Origin of the sequence: Halobaculum saliterrae (genome assembly GCF_009831625.1) — an archaeon.
GTDB lineage: Archaea > Halobacteriota > Halobacteria > Halobacteriales > Haloferacaceae > Halobaculum > Halobaculum saliterrae.
This window is the reverse complement of record NZ_WUUS01000004.1, coordinates 130,108-145,804: the sequence shown is the minus strand read 5'-3', so window position 1 is coordinate 145,804 and position 15,697 is coordinate 130,108. Positions and strand designations below refer to the sequence as shown.

Sequence of the window (15,697 nt, the reverse complement as noted above, 5' to 3'; positions counted from 1 at the left end):
CGCACCGAGACCGCCGTCCGCGTTCGACTCGGCCTCGCGACAGCGGCCGTGTTCACGGTGACGGCGCTTGCCGCGCTCGGCCTCGCCAGCATCGCGCTGTGAGCGGGGTTCGGACGCTGTGAGCGGCGCGTCGGACGCCGGGAACGACGCCTCGCCATCGACGCGATCGGCTACTGCTGCGGGAGTTCCTCGCCCTGCGGAACGCCCTGGGCGGCCACCGTCTCGCCGGTCATATAGCTCGCCGCGTCGCTCGCGAGGAATCGCGCGACGTCCGCGATCTCCTCGCTCGTGCCGATCCTGCGGTCCACGTCGCCGCGGTCGACCTCGTCCGCGGAGACGCCCATCTGTTGCTCGACGCCCGGCGTCGCCACGAACCCCGGAGCGATGCAGTTGACCCGCACGTCTCGGCCGGCCCACTCGAGCGCGAGCGTCTCGGTGAGGTTGATCACGCCCGCCTTCGCGGCGCCGTAGTGGCTCATGTACTCGGCGGCCCGTTGCCCGGCGACGCTCGCGAGGTTGACGACCGCGCCGCCGCCGTCGGCGAGGTGGTCGCCGGCGGCCTGCGTGCAGTGGAACGTGCCGTGGAGGTTGATGTCGACGACGGTCTCCCAGCCGTTCGGGGAGATGTCATCGAACGACGCCATGAACGAAGCGCCCGCGTTGTTCACGAGCACGTCGATCCCGCCGAACTCCTCGACGGTCGCCTCGACGAGCGCGTCGACGGCGTCGCGGTCGGTCACGTCGCACTCGACGGCGAGACAGCGACCGTGGCTGTCCGCCGACTCCGCGGCCTCGTTGATCCCTTCGGCGACGGGGTCAACGTTCCCCTGCTCGCGCGAGCAGACGACCACGTCGGCGCCGTCGGCCGCGAACTCCTCGGCGATCGCTCGGCCGATGCCGCTGGAGGCGCCGGTGATCACCGCGGTGGAGTCGACGAGCGAGAAGCGTTCGGCGAGGCGGGACGCGGCGTCGTCGCCGGCGTCGGTCACGCCGTCCACCCCGTGATCTGCGTCGGATCCGCGGGCGTTCGCGTGGCATGCATCGTCGAACCGTCCGGAGGCGGGGATTCGAACATCGGCCCCGACTCGGGCGGCGCGTCACATCAATCCCGGGGGCGGCGGGGACCGCGACCCGGACGGGGCCTCAAAAAACCTGATCGGAGATGATGTTCTTTTGGATCTCGGAGGTGCCCTCGTAGATCTTCGTGATGCGCGCGTCGCGGTAGAAGCGCTCGGCGGGATGGTCGGTGACGAAGCCGGCGCCCCCGTGGACCTGAATCCCCTCGTCGGCGACCTCGACGGCGCGCTCGGAGGCGAACAGCTTCGCCATCGACGCGAACTTCGCGGCCAGCTGGTCGTTCCCGTCGGCGTCGACGACGGACGCCGCGCGGTAGGTGAGCGACCGGGCCGCCTCCACGTTCGTGGCCATCTCGGCCACCTTGTGGGAGATCGCCTGGTACTCCTTGATCTTCTGGCCGCCCTGTTCGCGCTCCTCGGCGTAGTCGATCGCCGCGTCGAGCGCGCCCTGTGCGGCGCCGACCGCCTGCGCCGCCACGGAGGTTCGCCCGCCCGCGAAGAAGGCCATCAGTTGGTAGAAGCCCTGGTCGACCGCGCCGATCACGTTGTCCTCGGGAACGCGCACGTCATTGAGACGGATCTCCGCCAGGTCGGACGCGCGGATGCCGAGCTTGTTGTCGATCTTCGTCGGTTCGAACCCCTCGCGGTCTGCCTCGACGAGGAACGCGGTGATGCCGCGGTGGCGCTCGCCGGGCGAGGTCTTCGCCATCACGACCGCCACGTCGGCGATCGTTCCGTTGGTGATCCACATCTTGTCGCCGTTGAGCACCCACTCGCCCGCCTCCTCGTCGAGCTCAGCGCGGGTCTCGATGCCCGCCACGTCGGAGCCGTGGGCCGGCTCGGAGATGCACGAGCAGGTCGCGGCGTCGCCGGCGGCGACCTTCGGGAGCCACTCCTCCTTCATCCACTCGTCGCCGAACTCCTGGATCATCGTGGTGCCGAAGCCGCGAGAGCCGATGGCCGAGCCGATCCCGGGGTCCGCCCGCCACAGCTCCTCGGTGACGACGACCGCGGTCAGCAGGTCCATCCCCGCGCCGCCGTACTCCTCGGCGATCGTCGGCGCCACGAGGTCGTACTTCGCGGCCTCCTCGACGAGGTCGTGGGGGTACTCGCGCGTCTCGTCGTGCTCGCGCGCGACCGGGCGGATCTCGTTCTCGCCGAACTCCCTGACCACGTCGCGGACGGCCTCCTGTTCGCTCGAGAGTTGGAACGACATAGCGGCGATAAACTTTCCACTGACAAATAATTCCCGACGAGGCCGGCCGCGTGGGATCCGCGGCGAACACCTTCGAGATCGCGGCCGTCCCGGACCGATCAGTCGGCCAGGAACGCCCGGACCTCCTCGCGGTACGTCTCGGTTCGGTCGTGGGTGACCCAGTGGAAGGCGTCGTCCAGCCCGACGACCGCGGCGTCGCCGGCGACGGCATCAGCGAGGCGCTCGGCGTTGTCGATCGGCTGGAGCACGTCGTCGGCCCCCCACAGACACAGCGTCTCGGCGGTGATCTCGCCGTAGTCGATGCCCGTCGTGTGGTTGGTGTTCGTCGCGACGGCCGCCCGCGATAGCGCCGTCCGGCCGCCATCGCGGGCCCACGGCGCCCGCATCCCGGCGACGAATTCGGGGTCGGCCTCGCCGTGGGCGCCCTCGGCGAACAGGAACGACATCTTCCCCTCGAACTCCTCGTCGTCCCAGCCCTCGACGACGCCGGGGACGCCGAGGGAGTTGATGAACTCGACCGGCCACGAGTCGAAGCACGCCGCGTTCGACAGCACGAGCTTCCGCACCTCCTCGGGGCGCGCGGCGGCGTAGCGGAGCGCGACCCCGCCGCCGATGTCGTGGGCGACGAGATCCACCTCGTCGTAGCCCGCCTCGGCGATCAGCTCGGAGAGCACGCTCGTCTGGGCGCGTATCGAGCGGTCGAAGTCGTCGCTGCGCTGGGAGTTGCCGTAGCCGACGAGGTCCGGCGCGATCACGTGCCGGTCCTCGGCGACCGCCGGTGCGATCCCCCGCCACAGGAACGACCACGTCGGGATCCCGTGGAGGAAGATCGCCGGCGGGCCGTCGTTGTCGCCGCCCGCCTCGTAGTACGCCACGTCGAGTTCGTTCCCGTCGACGACGGCCGTCGTCGAGGACTGGGCGGCCGTCCACGCCTCGTGATCCGCGTCGAGTGCGACCATGGCGGTGGCGTCGCCCGCCGGGGACAAAAATCGGGGCGGCGGTCAGCCGCCGTCTCCACGGCGGTCCCCGTGCGGCACCGAACCGCCGTCCGTGCCTACTCGGTCGGCTCGCCGTACCGGGTGACGTTCTCGAGCTCCGACTCGTCCACGTCCGAGAAGGCGTCCCGGGCGATGACGCGCCGGTGGACCTCGTCGGCGCCGTCGATGATGCGGAACTGCCGCACCGACTCGTAGAAGTCGGCGATCGGGAGGTCCTTCCCGATCCCGTTGCCGCCGCACAGCTGGAGCGCGGTGTCGACGATGTCCTGTACCGTGTTGGCGGCGAACGTCTTGCTCATCGCCACCTGCACCCGTCCCTCCTCGCCGCGGTCGATGCGGTCGGCGGCGTCGCGCACCATCGTCCGCACGGCGTGGAGTTCGGTCTCGGCGTCGGCCACGTCGTGGCGGACGGCCTGCTTGTCGGCGATCGGCCCGCCGAACGCCTGTCGCTCGCTGGTGTACGCCTTCGCCACGTCGAGCGCGCGCTCGGCCATCCCGGCGAACCGCATGCAGTGGGTGAGCCGCGCGGGGCCGAGACGCTGCTGTGCGTGGGCGAACCCCTCGTTCAGGTTCCCGAGGAGGTTCTCCTCGGGGACGCGCACGCCGTCGTACTCGATCTCCGCGTGCCCGACGCCGGTCACCTCGCCGCCCACGTGGGCGACGTCGCGGACGACGTTCACGCCGGGCGCGTCCGCGGGCACGAGGAACAGCGAGGTCCCCTCGTACGGGTGGGCGTCGGGGTCGGTGCGCGCCATCACGATGAGCACGTCCGCCTCGGTGCCGCCGGTGGTCCACCACTTGTGGCCGTCGATGACCCACTCGTCGCCCTCCTTCTCCGCGCTCGTGCGGATCATCTTCGGGTCCGACCCGCCGCCCTGCATCGGCTCGGTCATCGAGAACCCCGAGGAGATCTCGCCGGCGACGAGCGGGCGGAGCCACCGCTCCTGCTGCTCGTCGGTGCCCAACAGCTCCAGCGTGTGCATGTTGCCCTCGTCGGGCGCGTCGACGCGGCAGGCCGCCGCGCCCAACAGCGAGCGCCCCGCCTGCTCGAACATGGGAAGCACGTCGCGGAAGTCCATCCCCATGCCGCCGAACTCCTCGCCGATCTGCGGGCAGAACACGTCGTATTCGCGAGCCGCCTCCCGGAGATCCGAGAGCTGTTCGTCGCTCACGGGTCCGTCCCCGAGGACCTCCCGCTCCACCGGGATGACCTCCTCCTCGACGAACTCCCGCGTCCGCTCGGCCAGCGCGCGCGCCGCCTCGCTGTCGTCGTACTCCATACCATCGAGTCCGGCCGCCGGGGCAAAACAGTACCCCCGAACGGTCGCTCAAACCGCACGGCGGGGACGCTGCCGCGGTGCTCACGACCCCCGGCGCTTTTCGTTCGGGGTGTGCAACTGACCCGCATGTCGGACGACTCCGAGGCGTACTTCCGCCGCCTCGTCGACCCGCCAGCGCTGCGCGAGCGACTGTCCGCCGAGTTGGGGCCGGTCGACGAGTTCGACGTGCGCCGCCATCCGGAGGGTCACTCCAACGAGACCCTGTTCGTCACCTACGGCGACCGAGAGCTCGTGATCCGGCGGCCGCCGCCCGGCGAGACCGCCGAGACGGCCCACGACGTGCTCCGGGAGTACCGCGTGATGGACGCGTTGCAGGACACCTCCGTGCCGCTGCCCGAGACGGTGCTCGCGTGCGACGACCGCGACGTGCTCGGCTCGGACTTCTACGTGATGGGCCGGACCGCGGGCGACGTGCTCCGCGACGACGAGCCCGAGCGCTTCGCCGTGCCCGAGCACCGCCGCCGCGTCGGTGAGGAACTCGTCGACACCCTCGCGGCGGTCCACGCGGTCGACCCCGGGGCGGTCGGCCTCGGCGACTTCGGCCGTCCCGCGGGCTTCACCGAGCGACAGGTGGACCGGTGGGCGACGCAGTTCCGGTGGGCGTTCGAGGTGACCGCCGAGGACCGCGAGGTGCCCGAGATCGCTGAGGTGACGGACTGGCTGCGGGACAACTGCCCGGCCGACCACGAGCACGCGCTCGTTCACGGGGACTACAAGCTCGACAACGTCATGTTCGCGCCGGGGACCCCGCCGGAACTGGTCGCCGTCCTCGACTGGGAGCTGTCGGCGCTGGGCGACCCGCTCACGGACCTGGGCTGGATGCTCTCGTTCTGGCGCGACCCGGGAGACCCGGCGCCGGCGACGCCGGAGCTGACCTCGACGTTCATGGAGCGCGAGGGCTACCCGAGCCGGCGCGATCTCGTCGCGCGCTACGAGGACGCGACGGGGATCGACTACGAGCACGACCGCTTCTACCGCACGCTCGCGGTGTACAAGCTCGCCGCGCTGGGGGAGATGTTCTACCGGCGGTACCTGGAGGGTAACAGCGACGACCCGCTGTACCCGACGATGGAGACGCGGGTGCCGGCGCTCGCCGAGCGGTGCCTGCGGATCGTCGACGGCGAGGAGCCGCTGTAGGCGGGCGCCGGATCCCCGACGGCACCGACCGTTCGGGCGGTCCGCCCGCGCCGGCGTGTCACGCTGGTGCCACGCGAACTAAGTCGACGGCGCCCGTATGAGACGATATGACTCTCCGATCGAAGCTCGCCTCGACCGCGAAGTACGTCGCGCTCGGCGCGGGCGCCAGCGTCGCCGCGACGCGGGCACTGCGCGCGAGGGCGGGCGAACTCGAGCCGCCGCTCGACGGACGACAACGGAGCTATCGCTGGCGCGGGATGGACATCTCCTGTACGGAGGCCGGCGACGAGGACGACGAGACGCTCGTCCTCCTCCACGGGATCAACGCCGCCGGATCCGCCGGCGAGTGGCGCGAGGTGTTCGACGCCCTCGCGGCGGAGTACCGCGTCGTCGCGCCCGACCTCCCCGGATTCGGTCGCTCGGACCGGCCGCCGCTGCGCTACTCGGCGGCGCTGTACGAGGACTTCGTACGCGACTTCCTCGCCGAGTACGACGAGCCGCGCGTCGTCGCGTCGTCGCTGACGGCGGCGTACGTCGTCGGCGTCGCCGAGGACCTCGATCTCGCCGATCTCACCCTCGTGTGCCCGACCGCGATCGCCGGCCCCGAGCCGCCCAAGACCGCCGTCCGGGAGCTGCTCCGGGCGCCGATCGTCGGCGACGCGGTCTTCGGCCTGCTCGCCTCGAAGCCCTCCATCGCCTACTTCAACGCCGACCACGGCTACTGGGACCCCGAGAAGGCCGGCGAGGAGTGGCAGGCGTACGAGTGGCGCACGACCCACCAGAAGGGCGCGCGCTTCGCGCCGGCGTCGTTCGTCTCCGGCTTCCTGAACAGCGACGTGGACCTCGCGGGCGCGCTCGCGGCCCTCGACGCCCCGGCGACGATCGTGTGGGGGCGCGAGGCCGACCTCCCGCCGCTGTCGGAGGGGCGCGAGTTAGCCGACGCCGCCGGCTGCGAGCTGGTCGTGTTCGACGACGCGATGCTGCTCCCGCACGTCGAGTTCGGCGATCAGTTCGTCGACGTCGTCGTCGGCGAGCGACCCGACGGGACGGTGACCGTCGAGCAGGACGAACGGGAGTAGGAGAGAACCGACCGGGGGCGGCGTCACTTCCACGTCGACCGATCCCTCAGGCCGGCCGGAACACGACCAGCCGGTTCCCGGTGGCGTCGTTGCGCTCCACGTCGGGGCGCACGGGGGTTCCGATCTCGATCTCCTCGGCCGACAGGTCCCGGACGATGCCGGTGAGCCGGACGGACCCGAACCCGACGACCGCCGTGACGTACGGCGGCTCCTCGCCGAAGCCGGAGGGCGCGACGTGGACCTCCGAGAACGTCGCGACCTCCCCGGTCTCGGGAAGCGACTCCTCCGAGAGGTCGGTGCTCCCGCACTCGGGGCACACGCGCCGCGGGGGGAGGCTGCCGTGCCCGTTCGCGCACTCGACGAAGTACCCCCCGTCAGCCAGCGCGTCGGCCCACTCGTCGTACCCGGTGTTCGCCGGCGGATCGGGCTCGGCGTCGCTCATTCGGCCACCTCCAGCACGTGAACGACGGCGCTTGCGACCGTTCCGCCCGCGTTGTGGGTGAGCCCGACCGTCGCGTCGGGCACGGCGTCGCTGTTCGGGTGATCGCCGCGCAGCAGGCGCGTCATCTCGGCGATCTGCGAGCCGCCGGTCGCGCCGACCGGGTGCCCCTTCGCCTTCAGGCCGCCCGAGAGGTTCACCGGGAGGTCGCCGTCGCGAGTGGTGTCGCCGCGGCGCGCGGCGCCGACCCCCTCGCCGGGGTCGAACAGGTCCAGCGCCTCCAGCGCCATCACCTCCGCGATGGTGAAGCAGTCGTGCACCTCCGCCACGTCCACCTGATCGCTCCCGACGCCGGCGTCGCCGTACGCCTCGGCGGCCGCATCGGCGGCGGCGGGGGTGCGGGCCATGTCCGTGCGGTCCTGCAGCGCCGCGCGGTCGCCGCCCTGTCCCGTTCCCGTGATCGCGACCGACGCGTCGAGGTCGTGCTCCTCGGCGTACTCCTCGGAGACGAGCACGAGCGCGCTCGCGCCGTCGGTGATCGGGCACGCGTCGAACAGGTGGAGGGGGGACGCCACCGGCGGCGAGTCCAGCGCCTGTTCGACGGTGATCTCGCGCTGGTACTGCGCGTACTCGTTGTTCACGGCGTTGGCGTGGTTCTTCGCCGCGACGTGGGCCAGGTCCTCGCGGTCCCCGCCGTACTCGTCGAAGTAGGCGCGTGCCATCAGCGCGTACGCCCCGGGGAAGGTGACGCCCGCACGCACCTCGAACAGCTCGTCGGCGGCGACCGCCAGCGACTCGGTCACCTCCGCCGTCGAGAGGTTCGTCATCCGCTCCATCCCGCCGGCGAGCATGACGTCGTTCTCGCCCGAGCGGACCGCGCGGACGGCCTCGCGGACGGCGACGCCCGCCGACGCGCACGCCTCCTCGTAGCGGGTGCCCGCACAGCGCAGGCCCGCCGCCTCGGTCATGATGGGGGCCTGATGCCCCTGCCGCTCGGCGAGCGCGCCCATGAAGTTGCCGTAGTTGAGATGCTCCACCTCGTCGCCGGCGACGCCGGCGTCGTCGAGCGCCGCGAGCGCCGCCTCCGCGAACAGGTCCCGCCCGGTCCGCCCGGCGTGCTCGCCGAACGGCGTCAGCCCGACCCCCGCGACTCGTACTCCCGTCATGTGCGTGGATGGTCGCCCGCGGGCCAAAGACCTGCCGGAGTTCCGTGTTCTCGCTGGCGCTGTGTGGCGTTTTCACTCGGGTCCGGGTTGTCTTTCGACGGAGCCGACGTCGCGAACGACGCCGTCTGGAGCACCGACGCCGTCGCTCGCGGAAGCGAGAACGATGAGAACGGGGGTCCGGGCGTCGACCGTCCGACGTTACCGAACGAGCAGGTCCTCGCCCTTCTCCACGACGACGCGGAACGGCGGGGACATCTTGTTGTACGCGCGGCGGAACGCCTCCTTCACGGCGTCGGCCTGGTCGGCGTCGACGTACGCGGTGAAGACGGTCTCGCCGGCGTTCATGCGCGCGGCGGTGCCCACGGGCTTGCCGAACGCCTGACGCATCCCGTCGGAGACGCGGTCCGCGCCCGCACCGGTCGCCTGCTTGTTCTCGCGCAGGATCTGGTGCGGGAACTTGCGGAGGACCATCTTGTAGTTCCCCTCGCCGAGTTCACGGATGAGGTGGCGGTTGGCCGACAGGCGCGCGGACTCCAGCGAGCCGTGGCGGATCTGGACGTCCTCCTCGGTGACCAGCGAGATGTGGACGGGGTAGTCCTCGGGGTCGCTCGTCAGGTCGCCCATGTTGTGCTGTGCGATCTTCGAACCCGGAATACCGGTGACGTAGTCACGCCGCGTGTACGACGGCTTGTCGATCTTCCGGTACATGGAGGCCGGCTTTTCGGACATGGTTACTTGACCGAGACGACGGCGGTGGCGTGGTTAAACCCTACGTTTCGCCCGCCCGCCGTGCGGCCGGCCCGCACGGGCGGATGAACCGATCGACGGGCGGGTGAGTCGAGCATTCGGACGGGGGCGTGGACTACGTGTCCCCGCCGGATCCGCCCTCGTCGGCGCCCGTCGGAGGTTCCACGGCGACGTGTTCGAGCCCCTCGTCGGCGAGCAGGTCCCGCGCCCGGTCGGTGATCGACGGCGCGAGCAGGACCCCGCGGACCGCCGTTCCGTCGGGCTCCTCGCGGTCGACGGCGCCGACGTACCGGGCGAGTTGGCCCGCGGCGTCGGGACCGACGCGGCGCCGCTTCAACTCCACGACGACCGGGCGGCCCGCGTCGTCGCGACCGAACACGTCGATCGGCCCGGCGTCCGTCTCGCGCTCGGTTGCCAGCGGCTCGAACCCCTCCTCGACGAGCGTGGGGTCCTCGAGTACGCGCTCCTTCAGGTCCGCCTCGCTCCCGATCACCTCGACGGCGCGGCCGCCGGTGACGCCGTAGGCGGCGAGCTGGTCCACCGCGGTGAACCACACGTCGAGCGTCTCGTCGGGCGATTCGCGCACGCTGCGCACGCGAAGGCGTCCGTCGCGAACCGCCGCGCGGTGTTCGCTCCCCGGCGGCTGCCAGTTCACGGGGGTTCGGCCCTCGTCGGTGTGTACCAGCGCCGAGCCGTCCGGCTTCAGAACGAGCAGCCGCGCGCCGGGCCCCAGCGAGGAGGCGGCGCGGCCGTCGTACTCGACCGTACAGGTGCCGAACAGCGTGACCAGGTCGCCGCGGTCGAACGCCGACTCCAGCTCCCACAGCGCCTCCCGGTGTGCCGGCTCGTGGAGCGTCGTCGCCGTCACCCTGACCACCGCCGTCCCGTGTTCACGTCGGCGGGTTCGGCGCGGTCGAAGATAAGCGACGCGCTGGAGCCGCCGGTGCCGTCGGTGTCGCTACCGCCGTCGCTGACGAACGACCGCGGCCCCGTCGCGTTCGGGGCCGAACGGCACGGCGGTCGCTCGCTGTCGGATGAAAAACGGTGAAAACTGCGGTACGGTCTCTCGACCGATTCGTCGGAACCTTACAGGCGCTGCAGGTTCTTCGCGCGGGGGCCCTTCTCGGCCTCCTCGATGTCGAACTCGACCTCCTGCCCCTCCTCGAGGTCAGGACCGCCAACGTCCTCCATGTGGAAGAACACGTCCTCGTCCGCGTCCTCAGTCTCGATGAATCCGTAGCCGCCGGTGTCGTTGAAGAAGTCGACCTTCCCAGTTGCCATACACGGTACGAGCGGCGGGTAACGGTTAACCCTTCCGAGTCGTCGTCGCGCGTGAGAGGGACCCACTCACGGGATCGGATTCACAGCCGTTCGGGGTGCGAACCGGTCGATCGACGCGGCTCGGCCGGCGGCGGCGCGATCAGTCGACGACGACGTCCTCCTCGAGGACGACGCGCTCGGCGGCGTCCATGTCGGCGAACGTCTCGGCGTCGGTGGTGACCTCCCGGCCGAGGTCGGAGTCGAACGCCGCCGCCATGGTCTCGCCGTCCGGGAAGTACAGCTCCGCGAGGGCGTCGTACGACGCCGACTCCGGGTCGGACGGGAACGAGACGGCGTACCGCTCCAACCCCGGAAGGTCGGCCGCCAGCGGCGCGTGCTCCTCGCGGTAGTACTCCCGGAACTCCTCGAACGACGTTCCCTCCCGGCGCCGGAGGGTGATCGCGAGCTTCGTCATCGACTGGCCGCTTCGGCGACCCGCGTGATAAACGCCGCGGCGACGTTGCGCCGCCGCCACTGGTCGTCCAAGGGGGCGGCGACGTGTGACGTGGGTATCGACCGGCGACGTGGGTATCGAACGGCGACGGCGATGTCAACTGGAGTCGTCGTCAGCGCGGGCGTACACCCACGCCCACGCGATCAGTACCGCCTGCAGCGGGAGCCTGACCCACGCCGCCGCGGTCGCGGCGGGTCGCAACCGGTCGGGGACCGCCTCCAGCCCGACCCCGCGAGTCGCCATGTTGACGTTCGCGGGAAACACCGCGATCAGCAGCAGGATCAGGCCCTTCGCGGAGCGTCGTCGCGTCCGGGGAACCAGCACGCCGACCCCGAGGGCGACCTCGGCGAGTCCGGAGAGGTACACGAGCGCGCGCGGTGCGGGCAGTTCCTCGGGGACGATCTGTTCGAACGGTCCGGGTTTGACGAGGTGCAGCACGCCGGCGACGACGTACACCGCGCTCATGGCGTACAGGAGGGGGCGCCTTCGAGACGAGTCGGACGGCGTCATGTCTGCCATCGCTCGGCCTTCGCAACGAGGGGTCAAGGACGTTGCCCCCAGAGTCCAGTGGCCGGCTCCGGTGACGAACGATCCACCGGTGTTCGCCTCGCTCGCCACGGTGGAATCGAGAACATGCCGCCTCCCCGATTTGAACTCGCCGAGACGGTCGGCCTCGCTTCGCTCGGCCGCTGCGACTCGTCTGCTCAGATCGGTCCGGCGTCGTCTCCTCACCCGTTCGCTGTCGCTCACGGGTTCAGAACATGCCGCCTCCCCGATTTGAACTCGCCGAGGCGTTCCGGGGTGCTCGCTCCGCTGCGCTCCCGGGCTGTGACTCGTCTGTTCAAATCGTGTCGGGAACGCACGACCACCGGCCGACGGCTCACTCGCCCCGCTCGTTCGCGTTGTCGGCCGGAGGAGATGCCGCCTCCCCGATTTGAACGGGGGACAGCTCGATCTTCAGTCGAGTGCTCTCCCAATCTGAGCTAAGGCGGCGCGTCTCAACGAACCCCGGCGGTATGAAAAAGCGTTTCGAATCGCCCGCGGGCCGGCGGTCACAGGACCTGACGGCGCTCCTTGAACGTGATCGTCACGTCGTCGGACTCGACGGTCGTGAGGATCGTGATCCAGCCGTCGGCCTGCTGGATCTGATATCCCTCCGAGAACGAGAGTTCCACCCGGCTCGTCTCCGTGGTCGAGGCGCCCGCCTCGAGGGACCCCACGTCGCGGGTGCCCTCCCACACCTTGTCGCCGGAGTCGGTGGAGTTGCCGGCGAATATTCGCGTGTAGACGTTGATCCCCGTCGCCGTCTCGTCGCGGTTGTTGTCGAGTCGGACGGTCACGTCCCGGCAGGTCTGTCCACACTCCTCGATCGACTCGACCGCGAACGTGTACGGCGGCACCGACTCGGCAGTGTTCGAACCGTCCGAGGTGGTGCTCTCGCCGGCGCTCCCATCGGTGTCACCGCCGGATGAGCCGCCGGTATCGCCGTACACCGTCCCGGTCGACGCCGGCGTCTCGGTCACGGTGTCGGACGAGCCGCCGCCGATGTCGCCGAGCGGACCGATCCCCGCGATGAACGCCGCGGCACCGCCGGCAGCGACGACGAGGACGACGGCGCCGACGGCCGCGAGCGCCTTCAGGTTCATCGTGGCTTCCCCCCGCAGGTGCGTTCGTGCATGGGGAGAACGTACCGTCGCGAGCGATAAAAGGAGGTGTGTTCATTCGTCCACCTCAACTCGGATCAACCGGGATTCAGTCGCGGCACCGGGATCGTCCGCCGAGCGAGTTCCCCGGGAAGGCGACCCGACTACCCGAGGACGATGGGCGCCGCGAGGACCCCCGCCTTCACGAGCAGCGACTGGATCCCGAGCAACAGCGTCCCCCCGATGGCGACCGGGATCACGATCCGGACCCACCACAGCCAGACCGACGAGAACCCGCTCCCGAACGAGCTCCCGAGGTTCAACTCCGCCGCCAGTTGGTCGTCGGCGACCCAGCCGACGAACAGCGAGATGAAAAGCACCGCCAGCGGCAGCAGCAGGTTGAACACCACGTCGTTGTACCAGCCGAGGACGCCGGTGTCGAGCGCGGTCGGCACGCCGACGAGCGCGACGAGCGCGCCGAGCCCCAGCGCGGTCGGGGTTCGGTCGTACCCGGTCCGGTCGGCGACGAACGACGTGGGGACCTCGAGGAGGCTGATCGAGCTGGAGAGCGCGGCCAGTAGGAGCACGACGAAGAAGCCGAGACCGATGACCCGGCCGCCGGGGATCTGGCTGAACGCGCCGGCGAGTGCCGTGAACGCCGTGCCCGCCCCGCCCGAGGAGGGGATCGAGCCCTCGATCGCGAACAGGACCGGGAAGACGACGAACCCCGCCAGCAGCGCGACCAGCGTGTTCACCACGACGATCGCCGACCCGTCGGCCGGGAGACTGTCGTCGCGCCCGAGGTACGACGAGTAGGCGATCATCACACCGAACCCCAGCGAGAGGGTGAAGAACGCCTGACCGACGGCCGGCGGAACGATCCCCGCGAGGTTGCCGGCGATCACGCCAACGTCCGGGGAGAGGTAGTACGCGTATCCCTCGGCCGCGCCGTCGAGAGTACTCACCCAGAGGGCGAGTCCGCCCATGAGAACGAAGATCGCGGGCACCATCAGCTTCGTCGCGCGCTCGATACCGTCGGTGACGCCGAGCGCGACGATCGCGATCGTCAGCCCCATGAACACCGCGTGGGCGGCGACCGTGATCGGACCCGCGGAGACGGCGGCGAAGTAGGCGCCCGCGTCGCCGAGGTAGCCACCGGTGACGCTGCCGACGATGTAGCTCAACACCCATCCCCCGACGACGCTGTAGAACGCCAGCGTCACGAACGACGCGAGAACGCCCAGCCCGCCCACGATCGACCACTCGCCGAAACCGAGCGACCGGAACGCCTCGACGGCGTTGCGCTCGCTTCGTCGTCCGATGACGAACTCCCCGAGCATCACCGGGAACCCGATCAGGGTCACCGCCAGCAGGTAGACGACGAGGAACGCGGCCCCGCCGTTGGAGGCGGTCTGGAAGGGGAACGACCAGATGTTTCCGAGCCCCACCGCGCTGCCGACGGCGGCGAGAATGAATCCGACTCGTGACGTCCAGGTCTCCCGGTCGCTCATGGTTCGTCCTGACGGATTCCGCTGACACTGATGATTCCTTCGGACCGTTGTAAATCCTGTCGTGGGAGACACAGGAGGGCGAACGGCGCGACGAGACGCCGTTCGTCGCCCGGCGGGCGGCCGGCAATAACGGACACAAAGAAGACGAGTTATCACCCTCCAGTATCGCGGTGTAGGTAGTACCCACCACAATGCCCGACACGTACGACCTCGTTATCGTCGGCGGCGGAATCAGCGGTGCCTCGCTCTTGTACACGACGGCGAAGTTCACCGACATCGAGTCGATCGCGCTGATCGAGAAGGAGCCGGAGGTCGCCGCGATCAACTCCCATCACACGAACAACTCCCAGACCCTGCACTTCGGGGACATCGAGACCAACTACACCCTCGAGAAGGCCGAGGAGGTGAAGGAGGGCGCCGAACTGCTCGCCGGCTACCTCGAGAATCAGGACGCCGACCGGGAGATGCACGCCAAGCGCAGCAAGATGGTGCTCGGCGTCGGCGACGAGGAAGTCGAGAAGCTGGAACAGCGCTACGAGAACGGGTTCGGGGACCTCTTCCCGAAGCTCCGGCCGATCGGCCGCGACGAGATCGCCGAGATCGAGCCGAAGGTCGTCGAGGGGCGCGACCCGGGCACGGAGATGCTCGCGCTGCAGACGCCCGACGGCTACGTCGTCGACTACGGCGAGACGACGGAGTCGTTCGTCGAGGAGGCCAGCGAGGAGACGACCGTCGACATCAAGACCGGAACGGCGGTCACGTCGGTCGAGCCAACCCCCGACGGCTACACGTTCGAGACGTCCGCAGGCGAGATCGAGTCGCAGGCGGCGGTCGTCGCCGCCGGTTCACACAGCCTCCAGATGGCGAAGGAGCTCGGGTACGGCCAGAACAAGGTCCTGTTGCCCGTGGCTGGCAGCTTCTTCCTCGCCGACGATCTCCTGAACGGCAAGGTGTACACGCTGCAGATGAAGAAGCTCCCCTTCGCGGCCGTCCACGGCGACGCGGACGTGCACGACCCGAGCGTGACGCGGTTCGGCCCGACGGCGAAGCTCGTTCCCGCTCTCGAACGCGGGCGCGTCTCGACGGTGTCGGACTTCCTCGACGTGTTCGGGCTCAACGCGGCGTCGTTCCTCAGCTACGCCACCATCCTCGCGGACCGGATCCTCCTGCCGTACGTGCTCCGGAACCTCGTGTACGACCTCCCCGCGGTGGGACCGAAGCAGTTCCTCCCGAACGTTCGGAAGGTCGTTCCGAGCGTCGAGCTCGACGACATCGAGCGCGCCAAGGGGTACGGCGGCGTTCGTCCGCAGATCGTCGACACCGAGAAGCGCTCGCTCGACATGGGGGAGGCGAAGATCGTCGGCAAGGACATCGTCTTCAACATCACGCCGTCGCCCGGGGCCTCGACGTGCCTCAAGAACGCGATGCGCGACACCCACACGCTGATGGACTTCTTCGACGGCGAGTACTCCTTCGACGAGGAGGCGTTCCGCGAGGAGACGATCGGGAACTTCCCCTACGCGGAGGAGCCCGTTCCCGCGAAGTAACGTCGCGTTCGGCACCCCGTCGGC

At 70.1% G+C, this 15,697-nt stretch carries 16 protein-coding genes and 1 tRNA gene; 3 read left to right on the top strand and 14 right to left on the bottom strand.

Features of this window, described 5'->3' with window-relative positions:
• Positions 1 to 170: 170 nt before the first annotated feature.
• The 4 genes from GRX01_RS07530 to GRX01_RS07515 form a co-directional block, all read right to left on the bottom strand.
• Entirely contained in the window at positions 171 to 989 is an 819-nt protein-coding gene (locus GRX01_RS07530) for an SDR family NAD(P)-dependent oxidoreductase (RefSeq protein ID WP_321167956.1), read from the bottom strand.
• 154 nt (positions 990 to 1,143) lie between these two features.
• Positions 1,144 to 2,292: an acyl-CoA dehydrogenase family protein gene (locus GRX01_RS07525; protein ID WP_159665151.1), complete on the bottom strand. Its 1,149-nt coding sequence runs from the start codon at positions 2,290 to 2,292 to the stop codon at positions 1,144 to 1,146.
• A gap of 98 nt (positions 2,293 to 2,390) precedes the next feature.
• Positions 2,391 to 3,251: an alpha/beta fold hydrolase gene (locus tag GRX01_RS07520; RefSeq protein WP_159665149.1), complete on the bottom strand. Its 861-nt coding sequence runs from the start codon at positions 3,249 to 3,251 to the stop codon at positions 2,391 to 2,393.
• 95 nt (positions 3,252 to 3,346) lie between these two features.
• The gene (locus tag GRX01_RS07515; RefSeq protein WP_159665147.1) at positions 3,347 to 4,570 is read right to left on the bottom strand and encodes an acyl-CoA dehydrogenase family protein; all 1,224 of its coding nucleotides are present in this window, start codon (positions 4,568 to 4,570) and stop codon (positions 3,347 to 3,349) included.
• A gap of 126 nt (positions 4,571 to 4,696) precedes the next feature.
• Between GRX01_RS07515 and GRX01_RS07510 the strand changes: the two genes are divergently transcribed.
• On the top strand, positions 4,697 to 5,767 hold the full coding sequence (locus GRX01_RS07510; RefSeq protein WP_159665145.1) for a phosphotransferase family protein: 1,071 nt from the start codon (positions 4,697 to 4,699) through the stop codon (positions 5,765 to 5,767).
• A gap of 107 nt (positions 5,768 to 5,874) precedes the next feature.
• Positions 5,875 to 6,846: an alpha/beta fold hydrolase gene (locus GRX01_RS07505; RefSeq protein WP_159665143.1), complete on the top strand. Its 972-nt coding sequence runs from the start codon at positions 5,875 to 5,877 to the stop codon at positions 6,844 to 6,846.
• Positions 6,847 to 6,892: 46 nt separating this feature from the next.
• On the opposite strand, the gene GRX01_RS07500 is transcribed toward GRX01_RS07505, so the two are convergent.
• From GRX01_RS07500 to GRX01_RS07455, 10 genes are all read right to left on the bottom strand, one after another.
• Complete coding sequence (locus GRX01_RS07500; RefSeq protein ID WP_159665141.1) at positions 6,893 to 7,288, bottom strand: Zn-ribbon domain-containing OB-fold protein; 396 nt, start codon at positions 7,286 to 7,288, stop codon at positions 6,893 to 6,895.
• Entirely contained in the window at positions 7,285 to 8,451 is a 1,167-nt protein-coding gene (locus GRX01_RS07495; RefSeq protein ID WP_159665140.1) for a thiolase domain-containing protein, read from the bottom strand. The genes GRX01_RS07500 and GRX01_RS07495 overlap by 4 nt, the downstream gene beginning before the upstream one ends.
• A gap of 198 nt (positions 8,452 to 8,649) precedes the next feature.
• Positions 8,650 to 9,180 (bottom strand): 50S ribosomal protein L16, encoded by a 531-nt coding sequence (locus GRX01_RS07490; RefSeq protein ID WP_159665138.1) that lies wholly within the window; start codon positions 9,178 to 9,180, stop codon positions 8,650 to 8,652.
• 133 nt (positions 9,181 to 9,313) lie between these two features.
• A complete protein-coding gene (nucS, locus tag GRX01_RS07485) occupies positions 9,314 to 10,066 on the bottom strand; it encodes an endonuclease NucS (protein ID WP_321167955.1) in 753 nt (250 codons plus the stop codon).
• Between the two features lie 218 nt (positions 10,067 to 10,284).
• Entirely contained in the window at positions 10,285 to 10,479 is a 195-nt protein-coding gene (locus GRX01_RS07480; RefSeq protein ID WP_073307057.1) for a cold-shock protein, read from the bottom strand.
• A gap of 139 nt (positions 10,480 to 10,618) precedes the next feature.
• Positions 10,619 to 10,933, bottom strand: a complete 315-nt coding sequence (locus GRX01_RS07475) for an EthD family reductase (RefSeq protein ID WP_159665136.1) — start codon at positions 10,931 to 10,933, stop codon at positions 10,619 to 10,621.
• 135 nt (positions 10,934 to 11,068) lie between these two features.
• Positions 11,069 to 11,491: a DoxX family protein gene (locus GRX01_RS07470; RefSeq protein WP_159665134.1), complete on the bottom strand. Its 423-nt coding sequence runs from the start codon at positions 11,489 to 11,491 to the stop codon at positions 11,069 to 11,071.
• Between the two features lie 400 nt (positions 11,492 to 11,891).
• A tRNA-Phe gene (locus GRX01_RS07465) sits at positions 11,892 to 11,965 on the bottom strand.
• 59 nt (positions 11,966 to 12,024) lie between these two features.
• Positions 12,025 to 12,618 carry a hypothetical protein gene (locus GRX01_RS07460; protein ID WP_159665132.1) on the bottom strand — a complete coding sequence of 198 codons (594 nt, stop codon included), beginning with the start codon at positions 12,616 to 12,618 and terminating at the stop codon, positions 12,025 to 12,027.
• Positions 12,619 to 12,779: 161 nt separating this feature from the next.
• Entirely contained in the window at positions 12,780 to 14,126 is a 1,347-nt protein-coding gene (locus tag GRX01_RS07455) for a sodium-dependent transporter (RefSeq protein WP_159665130.1), read from the bottom strand.
• A gap of 191 nt (positions 14,127 to 14,317) precedes the next feature.
• Between GRX01_RS07455 and GRX01_RS07450 the strand changes: the two genes are divergently transcribed.
• Positions 14,318 to 15,673: an FAD-dependent oxidoreductase gene (locus GRX01_RS07450; protein ID WP_159665128.1), complete on the top strand. Its 1,356-nt coding sequence runs from the start codon at positions 14,318 to 14,320 to the stop codon at positions 15,671 to 15,673.
• Positions 15,674 to 15,697: the final 24 nt, after the last annotated feature.